A 23,400-nucleotide genomic window follows, 5' to 3' on the forward strand; every position below is an offset into this window, starting at 1 on the left:
CCCGCCGAGGGGCCCGGCGGACTGGTGGGCGGCGAAGGCCCAGTCCGCCCCGGGGCCGCACCCAGGGGCGTGGGACGGCGGAAGCGGCGCTCCCGCTTCGTGCTGCATCCGGTGCCACTCCGTCTCGTACAAGGCAACTGGCGCTGGTTCGACGCCCGTCGGGCGTCCGGTCCAGAACCGTACCTTCCCCGGCCGCCGCAGTGTGAACGGCCGGGGTGCGGCGAAGGTGCCCGGTCAGCCGCCGAGTTCGCCGGTGAGTTCGTCGGCGAGGGCGCGCAGCGCCAGGCGGTAGGAGCCGATGCCGAAGCCCGCGACCGTGCCGCTGGCCACGGCCGCCACCACGGAGGTGTGGCGGAACTCCTCACGGGTGTACGGATTCGAGATGTGCACCTCGATGAGCGGGGCGGTGCGCTGGGCGGCGGCGTCCCGCATTCCGTACGAATAGTGGGTGAACGCGCCCGGGTTGAGAACGACCGGAATCTTTCCGTCGGCCGCCTCGTGGAGCCAGCGGATCATGTCGCCCTCGTCGTTGGTCTCGCGGACCTCCACGTCGAGCCCGAGCTCCTCGCCGAGGCCGCGGCAGACCTCGACGAGACCGGCGTACGTCGTCGCCCCGTACACGTCCGGCTCGCGCGAGCCCAGCCGGCCCAGGTTGGGGCCGTTCAGGACCAGGACGCGGCGGCTCACGACGACACCTCGCCGTAGGCGGCGAGCAGCACCGCCGGGTCCGGGCCCTCCAGGACCGTCGGCTTGGCGAGGCCGTCCAGGACGATGAAGCGCAGCAGGTTGCCCCGCGACTTCTTGTCCAGCTTCATGTTCTCGACCAGCTTGGGCCACTGGTCGGCGCGGTAGGTGAGCGGCAGGCCCACCGACTCCAGGATCGAGCGGTGCCGGTCGGCGGTGGCGTCGTCGAGGCGCCCGGCGAGCCGGCCCAGCTCGGCCGCGAAGACCATGCCGACGGAGACGGCGGCGCCGTGGCGCCACTTGTAGCGCTCGTTCTTCTCGATGGCGTGCGCGAGGGTGTGCCCGTAGTTGAGGATCTCGCGCAGCCCCGACTCCTTGAGGTCGCTGGAGACGACCTCGGCCTTCACCCGGATCGCGCGCTCGATCAGCTCGGCCGTGTGGGGGCCCTCGGGGGTGCGGGCGCCCGCCGGGTCGGCCTCGATCAGGTCGAGGATGACCGGGTCGGAGATGAAGCCGGCCTTGATGACCTCGGCCATGCCGGAGACGAAGTCGTGGACCGGCAGCGAGTCGAGCGCGGCGAGGTCGCACAGGACGCCCACGGGCGGGTGGAAGGCGCCCACCAGGTTCTTGCCCTCGGCGGTGTTGATGCCGGTCTTGCCGCCCACGGCGGCGTCGACCATGCCGAGCACGGTGGTCGGGACCGACACCCAGCGCACCCCGCGCAGCCAGGTCGCGGCGACGAAGCCGGCGAGGTCGGTGGTGGCGCCGCCGCCGACACCGACGACGGCGTCGGTCCGGGTGAAGCCGGACTGGCCCAGCGCCTTCCAGCAGTAGGCGGCGACCTCGTAGGTCTTGGCCTCCTCGGCGTTGGGCACCTGGATGGCGATGGCCTCGTAGCCCTGCGCGGCCAGGTCCTCGCGGAGGGCGTCGCCGGTGCCGGCCAGCGCCTCCGGGTGGATGACGGCGACCTTGCGGGCCCTGGTGCCGATCAGGCCGGACAGTTCGGCGAGGAGGTTGCGGCCGACGAGCACGTCGTACGGGTCCGTCCCGGCGGTGGCGCCGACGTGGATCCGGGTGGGTGCCTGCTCGCTCATGCGGATTTCAGCTCCAGTGCGTCGAGGACCGCCTGCGCGACCTCTTCGGGGGTACGGGCGTCGGTCTCGACGACGACCCTGGCGACTTCGGTGTACAGATGGCGCCGGGCTTCCATCAGCTCGCGCCACTGGCGGCGCGGGTTGACGGCCAGGAGCGGGCGGGCGGTGTTGAGGCCGACCCGCTTCACCGCCTCCTCGACGTCCATGGACAGATAGACGACCGGCAGACCGGCGAGCAGCGCGCGCGTGGACGCGTCCAGGACGGCGCCGCCGCCGAGGGCGAGCACACCGGTGTGCCCGGCGAGCGCGGCGCGCACCGCCTCCCGCTCCAGTTCGCGGAAGTACGGCTCGCCCTCGTCGACGAAGATGTCGGCGATCGGGCGGCCCTGGGCGGCCACGATGTCGGCGTCGGTGTCCCGGTAGGGCGCGCCGAGCCGCTCGGCGAGCAGCGCGCCCACGGTGGACTTGCCCGAGCCCATCGGGCCGACCAGGACGACCAGCGGACCGGTGCTCACCGGATCTGGAGGTTGTCGAGGTAGGACCGGACGTTGCGGCGGGTCTCGGGAACCGAGTCGCCGCCGAACTTCTCCGCCACCGCGTCCGCGAGGACGAGCGCGACCATGGCCTCGGCCACGATCCCGGCGGCGGGCACCGCGCACACGTCCGAGCGCTGGTGGTGCGCCTTGGCCGCCTCGCCCGTCACCACGTCGATGGTGGCAAGGGCCCGGGGCACGGTCGCGATCGGCTTCATGGCGGCGCGTACGCGCAGCAGCTCGCCGGTGGTCAGACCGCCCTCCGTACCGCCCGCGCGGCCCGAGGTGCGCCTGACGCCGTCGGCGGTGTTCACGATCTCGTCGTGCGCCTGGGAGCCGGGGACGCGGGCCAGGCCGAAGCCGTCGCCGACCTCGACGCCCTTGATCGCCTGGATGCCCATCAGGGCGGCGGCGAGGCGGGCGTCCAGACGCCGGTCCCAGTGCACGTGCGAGCCGAGGCCCACCGGCACGCCGTACGCCAGGACCTCGACCACACCGCCGAGGGTGTCGCCGTCCTTGTGGGCCTGGTCGATCTCCGCGACCATCGCCTTCGACGCGTCCGCGTCCAGGCAGCGCACCGGGTCCTCGTCCAGCTTCTCGACGTCGGCCGGGGTCGGGTAGACGCCGTACGGAGCCTTCGCGGATGCAAGTTCGACCACGTGCGAGACGATCTCGATGCCGGCCGTCTCCTTCAGGTAGGAGCGGGCGACCGCGCCCAGGGCGACCCGGGCCGCCGTCTCCCGGGCGCTGGCGCGCTCCAGGATCGGACGTGCCTCGTCGAAGCCGTACTTCTGCATGCCCGCCAGGTCCGCGTGGCCCGGCCGGGGGCGCGTCAGCGGCGCGTTGCGGGCGAGGTCCGCGAGGATCTGCGGGTCCACCGGGTCGGCCGACATGACCTGTTCCCACTTGGGCCACTCGGTGTTGCCGACCATGATCGCGACGGGCGAGCCCATCGACAGGCCGTGGCGGACGCCGCCGAGGAAGGTGACCTCGTCGCGCTCGAACTTCATCCGCGCGCCGCGTCCATAGCCCAGGCGCCGCCGGGCCAGGTGGTCCGCCACCATCTCCGTGGTGATCGGGACGCCGGCCGGAAGGCCCTCCAGCGTCGCCACCAGTGCGGGGCCGTGCGACTCCCCCGCGGTCAGCCAGCGCAACCTGCTCAACGGTGCTCCTCGTAGCTCGCGCGTCCTGGTCCTACGAGCGCGGCCGGGTGCGCGGCCCTGGCCCGCCACCCCTGATCCTCCCACGTCCACGGGGGTGGCCCGGGACCGGTCCAGCCGGCGGACGGGCTTCCCGGCCGGGTGCGGGCCGCCCGGGACCCGTCCCGCGGGTCCCCGCGCCCCCGGGAGGTACGGCTCAGCGGGCGGCCAGGGCCCGCTCGCCCGCCTCGCGCATGACCGCCAGCGGGGCCTTCGCCACGCCGGTCATCTGCTCCACCTGGAGCACCGCCTGATGCACCAGGAGGTCGAGGCCGCCCACGACCGCTCCCCCGCGCCCGGCCCAGGCACCCGCCAGCGGGGTCGGCCAGGGGTCGTAGAGGACGTCGAAGAGGGTGCCGGGCCGTTCGGGCACGGCCGCCGCGAGCGCGTCGGTGGTGCCCGCCGGGGTGGTGGCGACGACCAGCGGCGCCCCGAAGGCCTCGGCCGCGTCCGCCCAGTCGGCGGTGCGCACGGCCACCCCGAGCCGCTCGCCCCAGCCCCGCATCTCCTCGGCCCGGGCGGCGCTGCGCACATACGCGGTGACCTCTCCCGTGCAGATACGGGCGAGGGCGGCGAGCGCGGAGGACGCCGTGGCGCCCGCGCCGAGCACCGCGGCCGAGCCGACCCGTTCCACACCGCGCTCGCGCAGGGCGGCCAGCATGCCGGGGATGTCGGTGTTGTCGCCGTAGCGGCGTCCGTCGGCGGTGAGGACGACGGTGTTGACCGCCTCCACCGAGGAGGCGGTGTCGCTGATGCCGTCGAGCAGCGGGATGACCGCCCGCTTCAGCGGCATCGTGAGCGAGAACCCCGCCCACGACCGGTCGAGTCCGCCGAGGAAGCCGGGCAGCGCGGCCTCGTCCACCTCGAAGCGGTCGTAGGACCAGTCGGTGAGGCCGAGTTCCCGGTAGGCGGCGCGGTGCAGCACCGGGGAGAGCGAGTGGGCGATGGGCGACCCCAGTACGGCCGCCCGTCGCGCACCGCTCTCCTGGCTCGTAGCGCTCACTGGCCGGCTTTCTCCTCTTCGTACTTCCTGCGGTTCTGCTCGTGCTCTTCGTTGGTGACCGCGAACAGTGTGTTGTTCTCGGTGACGGAGACGAAGTAGTACCACGGGCCGGGCGTCGGGTTGAGCGCCGAGTGCAGCGCGGACTCACCGGGGTTGCCGATGGGGCCGGGCGGCAGGCCGTGGATGTAGTACGTGTTGTACGGGTGCTTGAAGTCCCGCAGGTGCTTGACGGCACCGATGTCCAGGGTCGACTGGCTCTTGGCGTAGTTGACCGTGGAGTCGAAGTCGAGCAGGCCGTAGGTCTCCGTGTTGTTGGGCTTGAGGCGGTTGTAGACGACCCGCGCGACCTTGTCGAAGTCGTGCTTGTACTTGCCCTCCGCCTGGACGAGGCTGGCGACGGTGATGAGCTGGAGCGGCGACTTCAGGCCGAGCTTGGACGCCATGCCCTTCAGGTCGACCTTGCCGTACTCGGTGTTGGCGCGCGCGACCATCTTGCGCAGCACCTCCTCGGGCTTGGTGCCCTTGGCGACCGGGTAGCTGGCCGGGTAGAGGAAGCCCTCCAGCGGGTCCTGGATGTCCTTGTTGTCGTTGGCCCAGTCGGGCAGGCCGAGCTTCGTCGCCTGGCTCTTGGCGATGTCCTTGGTCGTGCCCGCCTTGAGTTCGAGGCGCTTGTCGATCTGTTCGTAGACCCAGGCGTTGCGTTTGCCCTCGGGAATGATGAGGTTGTTGCGGCTCGCCGGGTTGAGCATGGCGGCGACCGCGTTGGCCGCCGACATCCCCTTGTTGAGGGTGTAGACACCGGCCTGGAGGGTCTTGCCCTTGGGGTTCTCGTTCTGCGCGGAGACGAAGGCGCCCTGGCTCTTGACCACCCCGGCCTTCGCCAGGATGCTGCCGATCTCGTAGCCGCCGGCGCCCTGCGGGATCTCCACCTGGATGGGGGTGGAGCCGGCTCCCACGTAGTCGGGGGCCGCGCCGAACTTCTTCTGCCAGAACTGGTAGCCGAAGTAGCCCGCGCCGCCCACGCCCAGCGAGAAGACCACCACGAGCACCAGGCAGGCGCGTCCGCTCTTGCCCTTCTTCTTGCTCTTGCCCCGGCGGTCACGGCCGCCGCCCCGCCGGGAGCGCGGCTCTTCCTCGTCCTCGTCGGCGTCGGGCCCGTCACCGTCGCCGCCGAAGAACGGGTGGTTCTCCTCCTCGGGCTCCGGCTCCTCGGGGTTCCACTCGAGTGCCTGCTCGGGCACCGTCCGCCGCTGCCCGGGGGGCTGCGGCGGCGGATACGCCTCGGGCGTGGCGTAGTAGTCCTGGTTCTCGGCGCCGTAGCCCGGGTAGCCCTCGGTCTGCTGGCCCGCGTAGGGCATGGCGGCCTGCTGGCCGGTGTCCCATCCCGCGTGGTACTGGGCCTGCTGGGCGTACTGCTGCTCCTGCGGGTAGCCCTGCTGGGGCTGTTCGCCGTAGTGCGGCTGCTGGCCGTAGGACTCCTGCGGCTGCTGCGCGTACTGCTGCTGAGAATGCTGCTCGTGCTGGGGGTGCTGCTGGTGCTCCGGATGCTGCTGGTGCTGGGGATGCTGCTGGGCGTACTGCTGCTGAGGGTGCTGCTGATCGCCGTACGGAGCCTGACCGGGCGCGGTCTGCTGCGCGCCCCACCCCTGGTCCCCGTAGAGAGGATCCTCGGGATGCCACGGTTCGGAGCCTGCGCCCCGGCCATACTCAGTCATCGGTCCCCTAGAGCCGCGAGGCATCCGGACGGTCCGCCTCTTTTGCTGTGCGGCTGCTGTTCGAATGTCGCCGCATCGCGCGGAACGTTACCGTATCGCGATCAGATAACCACTTCGACGCCCTCGCCGGGCGGGCGTCCTGACACCCGTTCGGCCTCAAGCGCGGTCTGAAGAATGATCACCGCAGCTGCCTGGTCGATGACCGACCTGCCCTTCTTCGCCTTCACCCCGGAGGCGCGCAGCCCCTGGGTGGCCGTGACCGTCGTCATACGCTCGTCGACCAGCCGGACCGGAACCGGAGCGATCCCCTTCGCCAGTTCATGGGCGAACTTGCGCACCTTGACGGCCGCCGGCCCCTCGCCCCCGCTGAGGGAGCGAGGCAGCCCCATGACGACCTCGATCGGCTCGTACTCCTCGACGAGCAGGCGCAACCGCCGGTGGGCGGCCGGGACGTCACGTCCCGGCACGGTCTCCACCGGCGTGGCGAGGACCCCGTCGGGGTCGCACGAGGCGACCCCGATCCGGGCGTCCCCGACGTCGATCGCGAGACGTCGTCCGCGTCGCATCAGACGGTCTCGCCGACCTGGCGCTCGACGGCGTCGACGGCGTCGCCGATCGCGTCCGGGTTCTGGCCGCCGCCCTGGGCGACGTCGGGCTTGCCGCCACCGCCGCCACCGAGGGTCTTGGCGGCGGTACGCACCAGCTCACCGGCCTTGAGACCGCGCTCGCGGGCGGCCTCGTTGGTGGCGATCACCGTCACCGGGCGGCCGTTGGCCGTGCTGAACAGGGCCACCACGGCCGGGCGGTCCGAAGCGCCCGAGCGCTGGTCCAGCCGGCCGCGCACATCGAGGACGAGCTTGCGCAGGTCGTCGGCGGAGGTGCCGTCCGGCACCCGGCCGGTGACCAGGGCGACGCCCCGGACGTCCTTGGCCCCCTCGGCGAGCCCGGCGGCGGCCTGGAGCACCTTCTCCGCGCGGAACTTCTCGATCTCCTTCTCGGCGTCCTTCAGCTTGCCGAGCATGGCGGAGATCTTCTCCGGCAGCTCCTCGGGGCGTCCCTTGACCAGCTCCTGGAGCTGGGCGACGACCGTGTGCTCACGGGCGAGGAAGTTGTACGCGTCGACGCCGACCAGGGCCTCGATCCGGCGCACGCCGGAGCCGATGGACGACTCGCCGAGCAGCTTCACCAGGCCCAGCTGGGCGGTGTTGTGGACGTGCGTGCCGCCGCAGAGCTCCTTGGAGAAGTCCCCGATGGTGACCACGCGCACGCGCTCGCCGTACTTCTCGCCGAACTCGGCGATGGCGCCCTGCTTCTTGGCCTCGTCGATCGACATGACCTCGGCCTGGACGTCCAGTTCCCGGGCGAGCACCTCGTTGATCTTCTGCTCGACGTCGGTGAGGACCGTGCCGGGAACGGCGGCGGGCGAGCCGAAGTCGAAGCGGAAGCGGCCCGGCGAGTTCTCCGAACCGGCCTGGGCGGCCGTCGGGCCGAGCGCGTCGCGCAGGGCCTGGTGGGTGAGGTGGGTGGCGGAGTGGGCGCGGGCGATGGCGCGCCGGCGCCGGGTGTCGATGACGGCGTGGGCCGTGGCGCCGAGGGTGACCTCGCCGACCTGGACGACACCCTTGTGGACGTGGACGCCGGGGACCGGCTTCTGCACGTCGCGGACCTCGATGACCGCGCCGCTCTCCAGCTTGATGCGGCCCTGGTCGGCCTGCTGGCCGCCGCCCTCGGCGTAGAAGGGGGTGCGGTCGAGGACGACCTCGACCTCGTCGCCCTCGGAGGCGGCGGGCGAGGGCACGCCGTCGACGAGCAGACCGACGACCCGCGACTCGTTCTCGGTGAGCGTATAACCGGTGAAGTCGGTCGCGCCGGAGACGTCGGCCACCTCGCGGTAGGCGGACAGGTCGGCGTGACCGGTCTTCTTGGCCTTGGCGTCGGCCTTGGCCCGCTCGCGCTGCTCCTTCATCAGACGGCGGAAGCCGTCCTCGTCCACCGAGAGGCCCTGCTCGGCGGCCATCTCCAGGGTGAGGTCGATCGGGAAGCCCCAGGTGTCATGGAGCAGGAAGGCCTTCTCACCGGCGAGGACCGTGCCGCCGCCGGCCTTGGTCTCGGTGACGGCGCTGTCCAGGATGTTGGTGCCGCCCTTGAGGGCCTTGAGGAACGCGGCCTCCTCGGCGAGCGCGACCGTCTCGATGCGCTTGCGGTCGGTGACCAGCTCCGGGTACTGCTGCCCCATGGTGTCGATCACGACGTCGATGAGGTCCTGGACGACCGGGCCGGTGGCGCCCATCAGGCGCATGTTGCGGATGGCGCGGCGCATGATGCGGCGCAGCACATAGCCGCGGCCCTCGTTGCCGGGGGTGACCCCGTCGCCGATGAGCATCACGGACGTACGGATGTGGTCGGCGACCACCCGCATGGAGACGTCGGTGTCGTGCTTGTCGCCGTAGCGGACGCCGGTGAGCTCGGTGGCCTTGTCCATGACCACACGCAGGGTGTCGGTCTCGTACATGTTCCGCACGCCCTGCAGGATCATGGCGAGACGTTCGAGGCCGAGACCGGTGTCGATGTTCTTCGACGGCAGGTCACCGAGGATCGGGAAGTCCTCCTTGCCGTCGCCGGCGCCCCGCTCGTACTGCATGAAGACCAGGTTCCAGATCTCCACGTACCGCTCGTCGTTGACGGCCGGGCCGCCCTCGACGCCGAACTCGGGGCCGCGGTCGTAGTTGATCTCGGAGCAGGGGCCGCAGGGGCCGGGGACGCCCATGGACCAGAAGTTGTCCTTCTTGCCCAGGCGCTGGATGCGCTCGGCCGGGACGCCGACCTTCTCGCGCCAGATCCGCTCGGCCTCGTCGTCGTCGAGGTAGACCGTGATCCAGAGCTTCTCCGGCTCCAGGCCGAAGCCGCCGTCGGCCACGGGGCTGGTCAGCAGCTCCCAGGCGAGCTGGATCGCGCCTTCCTTGAAGTAGTCGCCGAAGGAGAAGTTGCCGCACATCTGGAAGAACGTGCCGTGCCGGGTGGTCTTGCCGACCTCTTCGATGTCCGGCGTACGCACGCACTTCTGCACGCTGGTGGCGCGCGGGGCGGGCGGCTTGGTCTCCCCCAGGAAGTACGGCTTGAACGGCACCATGCCCGCGTTGACGAGGAGCAGAGTCGGGTCGTCCGCGATGAGCGACGCCGAAGGGACGACGGTGTGACCGCGCTCCTCGAAGAAGCTCAGCCAGCGGCGGCGGATTTCAGCCGACTCCATCAGTGGTCCTCATTCCGGTTGTACGAGATCTTCTTGTAGGAGATCTTCGGGTTCTGCTGGTCGGGTTGGTCGATGGCCGCGAGGCGGCGCTGCGCCGGGAGTTCGCGCACGTTGGACGCGTTCAGGCCCAGCGCGTCGTTGAGCTCGGACTCGCGTTGCGCCATGCCCGCCTTCACGTCGAGCGCGAAGTCCTTGAGCCGGTGGCCCGCCTCGATCGCCTTGTCGGCGGTGCGCGCGGCCAGCGACTCCGGGGTCAGCTGCTTCAGCTTCCGGTTGACCTTGGTGGTGGCCCACACACCGGCCGCGGCGCCCGTGGTGAACCAGAACGTACGGCGGAACATCGCAGCCTCAGCCCTTTCGCTTCCTCCGCCGCGCGGACGGCAGAGTCCGCCCGACGATCACCGTACGAGGCGGCTCGGCGGGCTCGGTTTTCCGTCCGATGGCCCGGCGCACCCCGTACCCGAAGGCCGCGACCTTCACCAGCGGGCCGCCGAAGGTCGAGGCGACCGTGGTGGAGAGCGCCGAGGCGTTGGAGGTGACCTCCTGGACGTCCGAGGCGATCGCGTCGACCCGGTCCAGCTGGGTCTGTGCCGAGCGCACCGCCGTCGAGGCGTCCGCGAGCAGCGGGACGGCCTGTTCGGTCACCTCGGCCACCAGCTTGGTCGTCGCCTTCAGCGTCTGGGCCAGCCGCACGAGGACTACGGCGAGGAAGGACACCAGGATCGCCCAGAAGACGGCCACCAGGATCCCGGCCACCTCTCCACCGGACACTTCGCACCGCTCCCCGCACATCGACCGTCGGACAAGAAAAAGTTGTCCCCCGACCCTATCGCGCCGAGGGTCTTGCCCCCTACCGCATTCCGGGGCCCGCGCGAGCGGAGTCCCGTCACCCGCTTGTACGCAGTGCTAGCCCTTGAGTACTCTGCGTGTCCTATGCGCTCCCCTGTGCCCTCAGAGCTGAATCGCTTCGTCGGGCGAGAACGTGAACTGGCCGCGCTGCACGGGCTGCTGGCCGAGGCGCGGCTGACCACCGTGGTCGGGGTCGGCGGTGTCGGCAAGACGCGGCTGGCACTGAACGCCGCCTCCACCGCGGCCGTGCAGGAACGCTACTGCGACGGCGTCGGGGTCGCGGACCTGTCCACGGTCACCGATCCGGACCTGCTCGACCACGCGGTGGCGGAGGCGCTCGGCCTCACCGACCACACCAGCCGCCCGCCGCGCCGCGCCCTCCTGGAGCACCTGGCCGACCGCACCCTGCTCCTCGTCCTGGACGGCTTCGAGCAGGTCGTGGACGCCTGCGCGGAGCTGGTGTGCGCGCTGTTGCGCCACTGCCCCGGGCTGCGGGTGCTCGCCGCCGGGCGGCTGCCGCTGCGGCTGGCCGGCGAACGGCTGCTGGCGCTGGCTCCGATGGACGACGAGGACGCGGTGGCCCTCTTCGCCGACCGGGCCGCCGCGGTCCGCGGCGGCCTCGCCCCCACCGGCGAGTCGGCCGCGACCGCCCTGGAGCTGTGCCGCAGGCTCGACGGGATCCCGCTGGCCCTGGAGCTGGCGGCCGGACGGCTCGGCGCGCTCTCGGTGGAGCAGGTGCTGCGCCGCCTGGACGACCGGTTCCGGCTGCTGACCGGCGGCGGGTGCGGGGTGCTCGCGCGCCATCAGACGCTGCGCACCACGATCGGCTGGAGCCACGAGCTGTGCACCCCGGCCCAGCGGCTGCTGTGGGCCCGGCTCTCGGTGTTCGCCGGGCAGTTCGACCTGGAGGCCGTCGAGTACATCTGCGTCGGCCCGGACCTGCCGCCCGAGTCCGTGCTCGACGTGCTGCAGGAGCTCCTGGACCACTCGCTGGTGGTGCGCGAGGACGGCCCGGCGGGCGTGCGCTACCGGATGCTCGACACCGTACGGGAGTACGGCGCCGACTGGCTGGAGGCGGCCGGGGACGCCGAGCGGCTGCGCCGGCGCCACCGCGACTGGTACCTGGGGCTGGCCACCTGGTGCGAGCTGGACTGGTTCAGCCCGCGCCAGGCGGAGGTCGCGGTGCGGGTGGAGGCCGAGCTGCCCAATCTGCGGGCGGCGATGGAGCACTCGCTCGGCTGCGGGCAGGACACCCGTCTGGCGCGGTACCTGGCGGCCACGCTCTGGTTCTGCTGGGTGGGCTGCGGGCGGCTCGCCGAGGGCGCCCACTGGCTGGCGCTGGTCCTGGAGGCCGAGGACGGCGGCCAGGACGGGGCCCGGCTCAAGGCGCTGTGGGTGTTCGGCTACGTCTCGGTGCTGCGCGGCGACACGGCGGCAGCGGTCGCGGCCCTGCACGAGTGCCGCGAGGAGGCCGAGCGCACCGGCGACCCGGTGGCGCGCGCGTACGCGGTGCACCGCCTGGGCTGTCTGGCGCTGGTCTCGGACGACATGCCGGGGGCCGAGGAGCTGCTGCGGGCGGCGCTCGCGCAGTACGCGGAGATCGGCGAGCTGAACAGCAACGTCGTGATGGCGCGGATCGAGCTGGCGATGGCGGTGGCCTTCCTCGGTCATCTGGAGGAGGCCGTGGTGATGTGCGAGCAGGCGGTGGAGGTCTGCGAGGACCACGGCGAGCGCTGGGCCAGGGCGTACGCGCTGTATGTGCTCGGGTACGCGGCCTGGCACGCCAAGGACCTGGAGCGGGCGCGGGCGCTGCTCGGCGAGTGCCTGGAGATCGATCACGCCTTCCACGACCTGCTGGGCATGGTGCTGGCGCTGGAGCTGATGGCCCTGGTCGCGGTGGACGGCGGCGATCCGGTGGAGGCGGCCGTGCTGCAGGGGGCGGCCGAGGGGATCTGGCCGTCGGTGGGGCTGCCGCTGTTCGGCTCGGAGTGCTTCAACGCGGCCCATGTGCTGTGCGAGCGGCGGGCCCGGGAGCGCCTGGGCGACCCGGCGTACGAGACGTTCCGTCGCCAGGGCCGCGGGCTCGGCCTGGACGCGGCGGTGGCCCGGGCACGGGCGGGCACGGCCGGAAGCGTCCCCGAGGCGCCCCCGGCCCGTGCGGAGGCGGCGGCCCCGAGAACGCGAGAGCCCGCCGCCTCCCGCTCCGTACGGAGCGAGGGGACGGCGGGCCGCAGCGCGGAACGCTGACTACTGCGCCTGGATCAGCGGGCGTAGTACTCGACGACGAGCTGCTCGTCGCAGATGACCGGGATTTCCTTGCGGTTCGGGTCACGGTCCAGGCGGAAGGCCAGGGCCTTCAGGTTCACCTGGAGGTAGCGCGGGGTCTCGCCCTCGCCGGCGTAGCCACCCTCGCGGGCGACCTGGAAGGGGTGCTTCTCACGGCTGCGCTCGCGCACGGTGATGACGTCGTCCGGACGGACACGGAACGACGGCTTGTCGACCTTGCCACCGTTGACCTCGATGTGGCCGTGGACGACCATCTGGCGGGCCTGGTAGATGGTGCGGGCGATGCCCGAACGCAGGACCAGGGCGTCGAGGCGACGCTCGAGCTCGACGACCAGCGCCTCGCCCGTCTTGCCCTCGGCCTTCTTGGCGCGGTCGTAGGCACGCGCCATCTGACGCTCAGAGATGTCGTACTGGGCGCGCAGACGCTGCTTCTCGAGCAGACGGACCTTGTAGTCCGAGTTCTGCTTGCGGCCACGGCCGTGCTCGCCCGGCGGGTACGGACGGGCCTCGAAGTACTTGACGGCCTTCGGCGTCAGCGCGATACCGAGCGCACGGGACTTCTTGACCTTGGGACGCGACTGGTTAGGCACGTTCTCCAAACCTCCATGGTTGGGTTAGGTTAGGCTCACCTTACTCAAGGAGATCGTATGTCTCGTCCGGGGAACACCAGTCACATCACGGACAGCACGAAGAAGGCCGCACCCGCAGAAGGGGCCGACTCCACCGGCCCGCAGAACGGGGCCGGTACCGGTGCGCAGCATGCCACCGGTCACGTGACGGAGGTCCGATCAGATCGTGGTCAGCCGCGTCCCAGCGGACATGAAATCGCGCGGATGCCGTCAGCAGCCGAGCGCACACGAACTCTCGTACATAGTACCTGCTCGTCCGTGCTGCTTCCGACCGGCCTTGAGGGAGCCCGCCCGGAGCTGCTGATGCCCAGGCTGCGCAACGTCGGGCCCGAGGGTGATCTGTTCCTGCTCTTCCCGGCCGACTCCCCCGCCGTACGGGCCGCGACCCACGCCCAGGACGACGAGCTCTCCGCCGTCCTGGAGATCACCGATGTGGCGCCGGTCTCCGTCCCCCACCGTATCCGGGGCCGCGCCTGGATCACCGGCTGGCTCACCCGCGTGCCCGGCCTCGCCCCGCCCGGCAGCATGACGCTGCGCCTGGAGGTGAAGGAGGGGTACGTGGACGATCTGTGGGGCGCGAGCGCGGTGGAGCCCGAGGCGTTCGCCGCCGCCGAGCCCGATCCGCTGGTCCGGGACGAGGCCGAGCTGCTCCAGCACCTCCACGCGCACCACGGGGAGCAGGTGCGCTCGCTGTGCGCGCTGGTGGCCCGGCTCGGGCCCGAGGGGGACCGGGGGATGACATCCGTCACGCCGCTGGCGCTCGACCGGTTCGGGCTGCGGGTGCGGTTCCGGGACACCGACGGGCGCTGCTTCGACGCGCGCTTCGAGTTCCCGGAACCGGTGACCGGGCTCGTCCCGCTGCGCCGGGCCGTGCGGCGGCTCTTCGAGGCGGCGACGGGCTGAGAACGGCCGTATCCGGCCGGGCGGCCCGGGCACGGGGCCGCCGGGGCGGGTGCTACTCCCCCCGGCCCAGCCGTTCGCGGACCTTCTCCACCACGTCCGCGTACCGCGCTTCCGCGCCGTAGCGCGTGGGTTCGTAGTAGCGCCGGTCGGCGACCGCGTCCGGCGCGTACTGCTGGGCGGCGATCGCGCCCGGCACGTCGTGCGGGTACACATACCCCTGGGCGTGGCCGAGCTTGGCCGCGCCCTTGTAGTGGCCGTCGCGCAGATGCGGCGGGACCGGACCGGCCAGGCCCTTGCGGACGTCCTCCATCGCGGCGGCGATCGCGGTCGTCGCCGCGTTCGACTTGGGGGCCAGGGCCAGGGCGATGGTGGCGTGGCTCAGGGTGAGGGCCGCCTCGGGGAAGCCGATCATGGCGACCGCCTGGGCGGCGGCGACGGCCGTCGGCAGCGCGGTCGGGTCGGCGAGGCCGATGTCCTCGCTCGCGGAGATCATCAGCCGGCGGGCGATGAACCGCGGGTCCTCGCCCGCCTCGATCATCCTCGCCAGATAGTGCAGCGCCGCGTCCACGTCCGAGCCGCGGATCGACTTGATCAGGGCGCTCGCCACGTCGTAGTGCTGGTCGCCGTCCTTGTCGTACTTCACGGCCGCCCGGTCGACCGTCTCCTCGACGGTCCGGAGCGTGATCTCCCGCTCCTCCTGGGCCAGGGCCGAGCCCGCCGCCGCCTCCAGGGCGGTCAGCGCGCGCCGGGCGTCGCCGCCCGCGATCCGCAGCAGATGCGCCTCGGCGTCCTCGGCCAGCGTCACCGCGCCGCCGAGCCCGCGCTCCTCCTCGACCGCGCGGCGCAGCAGGGCGCGCAGGTCGTCGTCGGTGAGCGGCTCCAGGGTCAGCAGCAGGGAGCGGGAGAGCAGCGGGGAGATCACCGAGAAGTACGGGTTCTCGGTGGTGGCCGCGATCAGCGTCACCCAGCGGTTCTCCACCGCGGGGAGCAGTGAATCCTGCTGGGCCTTGGAGAAGCGGTGGATCTCGTCGAGGAAGAGGACGGTCTCCTTGCCGAAGCCGCCGATGGCACGGCGGGCCCCGTCGATCACGGCCCGCACTTCCTTGACGCCCGCGGTGATCGCCGAGAGCTCGACGAACCGCTTGTTGGTCGCCTTCGACACCACATACGCCAGCGTCGTCTTGCCGGTGCCCGGCGGGCCCCAGAGGATCACGGAGGAGGGCCCGGCGGGGCCGCCGCTCCCCTCCCCCACCAGGCGCCGCAGCGGCGAGCCGGGCCGCAGCAGATGCTGCTGCCCGACCACTTCGTCGAGGACGCGCGGGCGCATCCGGACGGCCAGAGGGCTGCCCGCCGGGTCTTTCTCCTGGCGGTCCTCTGCGGCTGCGGTGAACAGGTCGGGCTCCACGTCAAGAACCCTATGCCACCCCACTGACAATGCCGTCAGGACGGCGAAAACCCCTGTTCAGGCCCGGTCGGGGCGTGAACAGGGGCTGTCCCGTAAGCCGCGTCAGCTGGTCCAGAAGTCCCACCAGCGGGTCAGGATCAGCATGCCGATGATCCCGACGTGCACCACCGGCAGCACCCAGGTGAACTCCGACAGGAACGACTTCAGCCAGCCCGGGGCCGGCAGCAGGCCGCGGCGGATGTTGTGCGAGGTCACGTACCAGAACATGAGGATCGTGGCGACCCAGGCCAGGGAGCACCACAGGCACAGCGCGTTGATCCGGTACAGCGACTGGAACTGCAGCCAGGTGCAGAATCCGACGCCGAAGAGCGTGCCCGCGTTGAGGGTCAGCCAGTACCAGCGCCGGAAGCGGGCGCCCGCCAGCAGGCTCATGCCGACCGCGATGACGATCCCGTACGCCACCAGGCCCAGCATCGGGTTCGGGAAGCCGAACGCCGAGGCCTGGTCGCTCTTCATGATGTTGCCGCAGGAGACCACCGGGTTGAGGCTGCACCCGGGGGTGAAGTTCGGGTCCTCCAGCAGCTTGAACTTGTCGAGCGTGATGACCCAGGCCGCGAGCAGTCCGGCGGCGCCCGTGATCACCAGGAGCCACGCGAACGCGCGGCCGGCACCGACGGTGCCCTCGGTGCTCATCTGCTCCCGGCCGGAGGAGACGTCGTCAACTGTTGTGGTCATATCGCCGTTCCGTCATTCCGTGGCTGCTGGGCACGGGCCATTGTGCCGCAATCCGTTGCGTCTCCAGCGTTCGATACGGATAAAGGACGTACGCGCAATGCACCGAGTTGACGTCCGGACCCGCCTACCTCGCTCGCGCCGTCACCAAGACCGCTGCGTTTCGTTACCACGTGGCTCCGCACACGCGGAGGTGACCCCGGCGCGATGAACAACGCGAACCGGTGGGGAGCTTGGTCCCCGCACATGCGGGGCTCAGGGCCGGACGGGCTGCCCGTCCGGCCCTCCGACGTCACTTGAGCCTGGCGCTCAGTACGTCGACGGCAGCGTCCACGGCAATCGATTCCTGCTCCCCGGACTCCATGTCCTTGAGCTGCACCACGCCTTCGGCCAGGTCCCGTTCGCCCGCGACGAGCGCAAACCGGGCGCCCGAGCGGTTGGCTGCCTTCATCGCCGCCTTGATGCCCTTCCCCCCGTACGAGAAGTCCGTTGCCACTCCCGCCCGGCGGAGCCGCATGACCACGCGGAACAGCACCCGTCGCGCCTCCTCGCCCAGCGGCACGGCGAACACGCTGGTCGCGGAGGGGATGTCGAGGGTGACGCCCTCGGCCTCCAGCGCCAGGACCGTACGGTCCACACCCAGCGCCCAGCCCACCGACGGCAGCGCGGGGCCGCCGATCATCTCGGAGAGGCCGTCGTAGCGGCCACCGCCGCCCACCGCGGACTGCGAGCCCAGGCCGTCGTGGACGAACTCGAAGGTGGTGCGGGTGTAGTAGTCCAGGCCGCGCACCAGCCGGGGGTCGTCCTCGTAGGCCACGCCCTCGGCGTTGAGGAGCTCGCGGACCTCCTCGTGGTACGCCTTGCACGCGTCGCACAGGTAGTCGCGCAGCAGCGGCGCCCCCGCCAGCTGCTTCTGGACCGCGTCCCGCTTGTCGTCGAGGACGCGCAGCGGGTTGATCTCGGCCCGGCGCAGGGTGTCCTCGTCGAGGTCGAGGCCGCGCAGGAAGTCCTGGAGTGCGTCCCGGTAGACGGGCCGGCACTCCTGGTCGCCCAGCGAGTTCAGCAGGATGCGGAAGTGGCGCAGGCCCAGCGAACGGTAGGCGTCGTTCGCCAGGATGATCAGCTCGGCGTCCAGCGCCGGGTCCTCCGCGCCGATCGCCTCGGCGCCGACCTGCGAGAAGTGCCTGTAGCGGCCCTTCTGGGGGCGCTCGTAGCGGTAGTACGAGCCCGAGTACCAGAGCTTGACGGGGAGGTTGCCCGCCTTGTGCAGATTGGCCTCCAGGGCCGCGCGCAGCACGGACGCGGTGCCCTCGGGGCGCAGGGCGAGGCGGTCGCCGCCCTTGGTCTCGAAGGCGTACATCTCCTTGGTCACGATGTCGGTGGACTCACCGACACCGCGCGCGAAGAGCTCGACGTTCTCGAAGCCCGGGGTCTCGATGTAGCCGTAGCCCGACCGCCGCAGGGGCGCCGCGATGGCCTCGCGCACGGCGAGGAAGCGGGCCGAGTCGGGCGGGAGCAGGTCGTAGGTGCCCTTGGGAGCCTGGAAGGTACTCATGGGGAAGCTTCTCGTCACATTCCTCGTCGGGGAGAGGCGATGCCCTCTCCCGGGCCGGCGGCCACCTGCCGCAGATACGGGTTGGTGGCGCGCTCCTGGCCGATGGTGGTCTGGGAGCCGTGGCCGGACAGCACCACGGTCGAGTCGTCGAGCGGCAGGCACACCCGGCCCAGCGACTCGAGGAGCTCGGCGTGGCTGCCGCCGGGCAGGTCGGTGCGTCCGACGGAGCCGGCGAAGAGCAGGTCGCCCGAGAACAGGATCGGAGGGATGTCCTCCGCCTCGGGCAGCCCGAACGTCACCGACCCCTTGGTATGGCCGGGCGCGTGCGACACGGCGAGCTCCATACCGGCGAGCTCCAGCGTCGAGCCGTCCGTCAGCTCCTTGACGTCGTCCGGTTCGCCGATGGTCAGCTCGCCCATGATCTGCGCGCCGAAGGAGCGGCCGAGGGCCTTCTCCGGGTCGCTCATCATGTACCGGTCCGAGGGGTGGATCCAGGCGGGGACGTCGTGGGCGCCGCAGACCGGGACGACCGAGGCGCAGTGGTCGATGTGGCCGTGGGTGAGGACGACGGCGACGGGCTTGAGCCGATGCTTCCTGAGTACGTCCTCGACTCCCTGGGCGGCCTGGTGGCCCGGGTCGATGATCACGCACTCCTCGCCTGCGGCGGGGGCGACCAGGTAGCAGTTGGTCCCCCAGGCCCCGGCGGGGAACCCGGCAATGAGCACGATCGTCCTCAGTTTCTCGTACGGCGGGTGATTGCGGCTGTTCAGAGCCTACCGGCGCTGCTCCTGTCACAGCGAACCCATATACGGTACGGGCACAGTCCGCGCGTACACGCGTCCGTACGCCACTACACCGCACAAGGAGACCACCGGTGGTCAGCAGCGATCAGCGCCGGCGCCAGCTCGCCCGGGAGAAGTTCGAGCGTCAGCAGCGCCGCCGTGAGGAGGCCCGACGCAAGGCCAAGCGCCGCAACACCGTCATCGCGGCCACCCTCGCGGTGGTCGTCGCGGCGGGCGGGGCGGCCTTCGCGACGGGAGCCTTCGACAGCGACGACAAGAAGTCGGACGCCGCCTCCCCCTCCCAGACGCCGACGCCCCCGGCGAGCAAGGACTCGGCTCCGGAGCCGAAAATGGCGATCGACCAGAAGGCCTCGTACACGATGTCGCTGAAGACCAGCGCGGGCGACATCGCGTTCACGATGGCGGCGGCGAAGACCCCGCACACGGTCAACTCGTTCAAGTCCCTCGCCGACAAGGGTTACTTCAACAACACGAAGTGTCACCGGCTGACCACGCAGGGCATCTTCGTCCTCCAGTGCGGCGACCCCAAGGGCGACGGCACCGGCGGCCCCGGCTACACGATTCCCGACGAGAACCTGACGGCCCTGGGCAAGGCGGGCGCGGACGGTACGGTCACCTACCCGGCGGGCACCGTCGCGATGGCCAACACCGGCCAGCCGCACACCGGCGGCAGCCAGTTCTTCCTGGTCTACAAGGAGACCAAACTGCCGCCCACCTACACGCCGTTCGGCACGATGGACGCCGCCGGGCTCAAGGCCGTCCAGGAGGTCGCGAAGGCGGGTGTGGCGGGAGGCGCCGGGGACGGTGCGCCCAAGACGGCCGTCACCATCACGAAGGCCGCCGTCAACAAGGACTGACCCGCGGAATTCGGCCGCGCTGAGTGCGGACAGCCGGGCGGCCGGTCGCCTAGATTGGCGTTGTGCAGCGCGGTGACAAACGCGTTGTGGAGGGCGGGCGAGGCCCGTCCCGGAAACTGTGGACGATGCCATGAGGGCCGGATCCCTCGTGCGGGCATCATGTGGAGGAGGCGCTGTGAGCAGCGACCCGTGGGGCCGCGTCGATGAGACGGGCACCGTGTATGTGCGTACAGCCGAGGGCGAAGTCGTCGTCGGATCGTGGCAGGCGGGGACTCCCGAGGAGGCCCTGGCCTACTTCGAGCGCAAATACGAGGGCCTGGTTGTCGAGATCGGCCTCCTCGAACGGCGGGTGAGGACCACCGACCTGTCGGCGAAGGACGCCCAGGCGGCCATCGACCACCTGCGCACCCAGGTGGACGAGCACCACGCGGTGGGTGACCTCGACGCGCTGCGCAAGCGGCTCGACAAGCTCGTCGAGACCGTCGAGTCGCGGCGCGAGGAGCGCAAGGTCCAGAAGGCCAAGCAGACCGACGAGGCCAAGCACGCCAAGGAGGCGCTGGTCGCGGAGGCCGAGGAGCTGGCGCAGAGCGAGCAGTGGCGCTCGGCCGGTGAGCGGCTGCGGGCGCTCGTGGACACCTGGAAGGGCCTGCCCCGGCTCGACCGGAAGTCCGACGACGAGCTGTGGCACCGCTTCTCGCACGCGCGCTCGGCGTTCTCCAAGCGCCGCAAGGCGCACTTCGCGTCGCTGGACGCGCAGCGCGAGGAGGCCCGCAAGGCCAAGGAGAAGCTGGTCGTCGAGGCCGAGTCGCTGTCGTCGTCCACGGACTGGGCCACCACGGCGGCCCGCTACCGCGAGCTGATGACGGACTGGAAGGCCGCGGGCCGCGCCCAGCGCGAGGCCGAGGACGAGCTGTGGAACCGCTTCCGCGGCGCCCAGGACGTCTTCTTCGCGGCGCGCGGCGAGGTCTTCGCGGAGCGTGACGCCGAGCAGACCGAGAACCTCAAGCTCAAGGAGGAGCTGGCCGTCGAGGCCGAGAAGCTCCTCCCGGTGACCGATCTGAAGGCGGCCCGCGCGGCCTTCCGCGGCATCAACGAGCGCTGGGAGGCCATCGGCCATGTGCCGCGCGACGCGCGTCCCAAGGTCGAGGCCCGGATGCACGCCGTGGAGCGGGCCCTGAAGGAGGCCGAGGAGTCGGAGTGGCGCCGGACCAACCCGGAGGCACGCGCGCGTGCCGCGGGTCTGACGGGCCAGCTCCAGGCGGCCGTCGACAAGCTGCGCGGCCAGATCGACGCGGCGCGCGCGGCGGGCAACAACGCCCGGGCCGACAAGCTCGCCAAGGAGCTTGAGGGCCGCCAGGCGCTGCTCGACCAGGCTCTGAAGGGGCTGGAGGAGTTCGGGGGCTGACGCGCGGCGCAGTCTCCGGCATCGCACGAACGAGGGCCCGACCGTGTCACCACGGTCGGGCCCTCTTTCGTGTGTGCCCCGGGGTGGGTTAGGGCCGGCGGGCCGACGTCACCCGGTACACGTCGTACACGCCCTCCACTCCCCGCACGGCCTTCAGGACGTGCCCGAGGTGCTTGGGGTCGCCCATCTCGAAGGTGAAGCGCGAGGTGGCCACCCGGTCGCGGGACGTCTGGACGGCCGCGGACAGGATGTTGACGTGCTGGTCGGACAGGACGCGGGTGACGTCCGACAGGAGCCGGGAGCGGTCCAGCGCCTCGACCTGGATGGCGACCAGGAAGACCGAGGACTGGGTGGGCGCCCACTCGACTTCGAGGATCCGCTCCGGCTGCTGGGAGAGCGAGTCGACGTTGACGCAGTCCGCCCGGTGCACCGAGACTCCGCTGCCGCGCGTGACGAAGCCGATGATCGGGTCGCCGGGGACGGGCGTACAGCAGCGGGCCAGCTTGACCCACACGTCGTCGACGCCTTTGACCACCACGCCCGGGTCGGCGTTGGCCCGGCGCTTGCTGCGTCCGCGCGAGGGCGGCGCCGACTCGGCGATGTCCTCGTTGGCCGCCTCCTCGCCGCCGAGCGCCTGCACCAGCTTCTGGACGACGCCCTGCGCCGCCACATGTCCCTCGCCGATCGCCGCGTACAGCGAGGAGATGTCGGGGTAGCGCATCTCGTGGGCGAGGGTGACCAGGGAGTCGCCGGTGAGGATGCGCTGGATCGGCAGGTTCTGCTTGCGCATGGCGCGCGCGATGGCGTCCTTGCCCTGCTCGATCGCCTCGTCGCGGCGCTCCTTGGAGAACCAGCCGCGGATCTTGTTGCGGGCGCGCGGGGACTTGACGAAGCCCAGCCAGTCGCGCGAGGGCCCGGCGCCGGCCGCCTTGGAGGTGAAGACCTCCACCAGGTCGCCGTTGTCCAGGGTCGATTCCAGGGGCACGAGCCGGCCGTTGACGCGTGCGCCTATGGTCCGGTGGCCGACCTCGGTGTGGACCGCGTACGCGAAGTCGACGGGCGTGGCACCCGCCGGAAGCGCTATGACATCGCCCTTGGGGGTGAAGACGAAGACCTCGTTGCGCGACAGGTCGAAGCGCAGGGACTCCAGGAACTCGCTGGGGTCCTCGGTCTCCTTCTGCCAGTCGAGCAGCTGGCGCAGCCACGCCATGTCGTTGATGTGGTCGTCCTTGCCGGCCTTCTTCGGCACGTCGGTGCGCACCTTGGAGGCGCCGGCGACGGCCTCCTGCTTGTACTTCCAGTGCGCGGCGATGCCGTACTCGGCACGGCGGTGCATGTCGAACGTACGGATCTGGAGCTCGACGGGCTTGCCGTTGGGGCCGATGACCGTGGTGTGCAGCGACTGGTACATGTTGAACTTGGGCATCGCGATGTAGTCCTTGAACCGCCCCGGAACCGGGTTCCAGCGGGCGTGGACCGTGCCCAGCGCCGCGTAGCAGTCGCGGACGGTGTCCACCAGGACGCGGATGCCCACCAGGTCGTAGATCTCCGCGAAGTCACGGCCGCGGACGATCATCTTCTGGTAGACGCTGTAGTAGTGCTTGGGGCGGCCGGTGACGGTCGCCTTGATCCGGGCGGCCCGCAGGTCGGACTGGACCTCGTCGGTCACTATGGCGAGGTACTCGTCGCGCTTGGGCGCCCGCTCCGCCACCAGCCGCACGATCTCGTCGTACATCTTGGGGTAGAGGATCGCGAAGGCGAGGTCCTCCAGCTCCCACTTGATGGTGTTCATGCCCAGGCGGTGGGCGAGCGGAGCGTAGATCTCCAGGGTCTCGCGGGCCTTCTTCTCCTGCTTCTCCCGCTTGAGGTAGCGCATGGTGCGCATGTTGTGCAGGCGGTCCGCGAGCTTGATGACCAGGACGCGCGGGTCCTTGGCCATGGCGACGACCATCTTGCGCACGGTCTCGGCCTGCGCGGCGTCGCCGAACTGGACCCGGTCGAGCTTGGTGACACCGTCGACGAGCAGGGCCACCTGGTCGCCGAAGTCGCGGCGCAGGGTGTCCAGGCCGTACTCGGTGTCCTCGACGGTGTCGTGCAGCAGCCCGGCCATCAGGGTCGCCGGGTCCATGCCGAGCTCGGCCAGGATGGTGGTGACGGCGAGCGGGTGCGTGATGTACGGGTCGCCGCTCTTGCGCTTCTGGCCGCGGTGCCAGCGCTCGGCGACCTGGTAGGCCTTCTCGACCTGGCGCAGCGTGGCGCTCTCGATCTTCGGGTCGTTGCTGCGCACTATCCGCAGCAGCGGTTCGAGGACCGGGTTGTACGCGGAGGTGCGCTGCACCCCGAGGCGGGCGAGCCGGGCGCGGACGCGGTTGGAGGAGCCGCCGCCCGTGCGGGCCGGCGGGCTCGCGGAGGACGCGGTCTTGGGGGCCGGGGCCGCCGCGAGGGGCCGCTGGGGCGTCTGCGGGGCGACCGGCTCGGTCTCCGCCGCGGGCTGCTGG

Annotated in this window: 20 protein-coding genes; 4 read left to right on the top strand and 16 right to left on the bottom strand. The window is 71.3% G+C overall.

Going from position 1 to position 23,400, the window contains the following annotated elements:
* Positions 1-234: 234 nt before the first annotated feature.
* The 10 genes from aroQ to ACJA3G_RS07040 all read right to left on the bottom strand — a co-directional run bounded on the left by aroQ (position 235) and on the right by ACJA3G_RS07040 (position 10,249).
* Complete coding sequence (aroQ, locus tag ACJA3G_RS06995; RefSeq protein WP_406551991.1) at positions 235-687, bottom strand: type II 3-dehydroquinate dehydratase; 453 nt, start codon at positions 685-687, stop codon at positions 235-237.
* The gene (gene aroB / locus ACJA3G_RS07000; RefSeq protein ID WP_406551992.1) at positions 684-1,778 is read right to left on the bottom strand and encodes a 3-dehydroquinate synthase; all 1,095 of its coding nucleotides are present in this window, start codon (positions 1,776-1,778) and stop codon (positions 684-686) included. Before aroB ends, aroQ begins: the two co-directional genes overlap by 4 nt.
* On the bottom strand, positions 1,775-2,293 hold the full coding sequence (locus tag ACJA3G_RS07005; protein WP_406551993.1) for a shikimate kinase: 519 nt from the start codon (positions 2,291-2,293) through the stop codon (positions 1,775-1,777). Before ACJA3G_RS07005 ends, aroB begins: the two co-directional genes overlap by 4 nt.
* Positions 2,290-3,474 carry a chorismate synthase gene (gene aroC / locus ACJA3G_RS07010; RefSeq protein ID WP_406551994.1) on the bottom strand — a complete coding sequence of 395 codons (1,185 nt, stop codon included), beginning with the start codon at positions 3,472-3,474 and terminating at the stop codon, positions 2,290-2,292. Before aroC ends, ACJA3G_RS07005 begins: the two co-directional genes overlap by 4 nt.
* 193 nt (positions 3,475-3,667) lie before the next feature.
* On the bottom strand, positions 3,668-4,513 hold the full coding sequence (locus tag ACJA3G_RS07015; RefSeq protein WP_406551995.1) for a shikimate dehydrogenase: 846 nt from the start codon (positions 4,511-4,513) through the stop codon (positions 3,668-3,670).
* Positions 4,510-6,228, bottom strand: a complete 1,719-nt coding sequence (mltG, locus tag ACJA3G_RS07020; RefSeq protein WP_406551996.1) for an endolytic transglycosylase MltG — start codon at positions 6,226-6,228, stop codon at positions 4,510-4,512. The genes ACJA3G_RS07015 and mltG overlap by 4 nt, the downstream gene beginning before the upstream one ends.
* 101 nt (positions 6,229-6,329) lie before the next feature.
* A complete protein-coding gene (gene ruvX, locus ACJA3G_RS07025; protein WP_406551997.1) occupies positions 6,330-6,794 on the bottom strand; it encodes a Holliday junction resolvase RuvX in 465 nt (154 codons plus the stop codon).
* Positions 6,794-9,478 carry an alanine--tRNA ligase gene (gene alaS / locus ACJA3G_RS07030; protein ID WP_406551998.1) on the bottom strand — a complete coding sequence of 895 codons (2,685 nt, stop codon included), beginning with the start codon at positions 9,476-9,478 and terminating at the stop codon, positions 6,794-6,796. Before alaS ends, ruvX begins: the two co-directional genes overlap by 1 nt.
* A complete protein-coding gene (locus ACJA3G_RS07035; RefSeq protein WP_406551999.1) occupies positions 9,478-9,819 on the bottom strand; it encodes a DUF6167 family protein in 342 nt (113 codons plus the stop codon). The genes alaS and ACJA3G_RS07035 overlap by 1 nt, the downstream gene beginning before the upstream one ends.
* A 7-nt stretch (positions 9,820-9,826) precedes the next feature.
* Positions 9,827-10,249: a DUF948 domain-containing protein gene (locus ACJA3G_RS07040; RefSeq protein ID WP_406552000.1), complete on the bottom strand. Its 423-nt coding sequence runs from the start codon at positions 10,247-10,249 to the stop codon at positions 9,827-9,829.
* A 162-nt stretch (positions 10,250-10,411) separates the two neighbouring features.
* Between ACJA3G_RS07040 and ACJA3G_RS07045 the strand changes: the two genes are divergently transcribed.
* Entirely contained in the window at positions 10,412-12,574 is a 2,163-nt protein-coding gene (locus ACJA3G_RS07045; protein ID WP_406552001.1) for an ATP-binding protein, read from the top strand.
* 14 nt (positions 12,575-12,588) lie between these two features.
* Here ACJA3G_RS07045 and rpsD read toward each other — a convergent pair whose 3' ends face one another.
* Entirely contained in the window at positions 12,589-13,203 is a 615-nt protein-coding gene (rpsD, locus tag ACJA3G_RS07050) for a 30S ribosomal protein S4 (protein WP_101392271.1), read from the bottom strand.
* A gap of 243 nt (positions 13,204-13,446) precedes the next feature.
* On the opposite strand from rpsD, the gene ACJA3G_RS07055 reads away from it, so the two are divergent.
* Complete coding sequence (locus ACJA3G_RS07055; protein ID WP_406552002.1) at positions 13,447-14,145, top strand: DUF2470 domain-containing protein; 699 nt, start codon at positions 13,447-13,449, stop codon at positions 14,143-14,145.
* A 52-nt stretch (positions 14,146-14,197) separates the two neighbouring features.
* On the opposite strand, the gene ACJA3G_RS07060 is transcribed toward ACJA3G_RS07055, so the two are convergent.
* From ACJA3G_RS07060 to ACJA3G_RS07075, 4 genes are all read right to left on the bottom strand, one after another.
* The gene (locus tag ACJA3G_RS07060) at positions 14,198-15,550 is read right to left on the bottom strand and encodes a replication-associated recombination protein A (protein WP_406552003.1); all 1,353 of its coding nucleotides are present in this window, start codon (positions 15,548-15,550) and stop codon (positions 14,198-14,200) included.
* Positions 15,551-15,652: 102 nt separating this feature from the next.
* Positions 15,653-16,285, bottom strand: coding sequence for a vitamin K epoxide reductase family protein (locus ACJA3G_RS07065; RefSeq protein WP_406552004.1), 633 nt, complete (start codon positions 16,283-16,285; stop codon positions 15,653-15,655).
* 289 nt (positions 16,286-16,574) lie between these two features.
* Positions 16,575-17,837: a histidine--tRNA ligase gene (gene hisS / locus ACJA3G_RS07070; RefSeq protein ID WP_406552005.1), complete on the bottom strand. Its 1,263-nt coding sequence runs from the start codon at positions 17,835-17,837 to the stop codon at positions 16,575-16,577.
* A gap of 14 nt (positions 17,838-17,851) precedes the next feature.
* Positions 17,852-18,562, bottom strand: coding sequence for an MBL fold metallo-hydrolase (locus ACJA3G_RS07075; RefSeq protein WP_406552006.1), 711 nt, complete (start codon positions 18,560-18,562; stop codon positions 17,852-17,854).
* Between the two features lie 149 nt (positions 18,563-18,711).
* On the opposite strand from ACJA3G_RS07075, the gene ACJA3G_RS07080 reads away from it, so the two are divergent.
* Entirely contained in the window at positions 18,712-19,497 is a 786-nt protein-coding gene (locus ACJA3G_RS07080) for a peptidylprolyl isomerase (RefSeq protein ID WP_406552007.1), read from the top strand.
* A gap of 175 nt (positions 19,498-19,672) precedes the next feature.
* On the top strand, positions 19,673-20,902 hold the full coding sequence (locus ACJA3G_RS07085) for a DUF349 domain-containing protein (RefSeq protein WP_406552008.1): 1,230 nt from the start codon (positions 19,673-19,675) through the stop codon (positions 20,900-20,902).
* An 88-nt stretch (positions 20,903-20,990) separates the two neighbouring features.
* Here the strand turns inward: ACJA3G_RS07085 and ACJA3G_RS07090 are convergent.
* The coding region (locus ACJA3G_RS07090; RefSeq protein ID WP_406552009.1) for a RelA/SpoT family protein at positions 20,991-23,400 on the bottom strand (2,410 nt) is incomplete at its 5' end.

This window comes from Streptomyces sp. YS-3, from assembly GCF_045257485.1.
Lineage (GTDB): Bacteria > Actinomycetota > Actinomycetes > Streptomycetales > Streptomycetaceae > Streptomyces.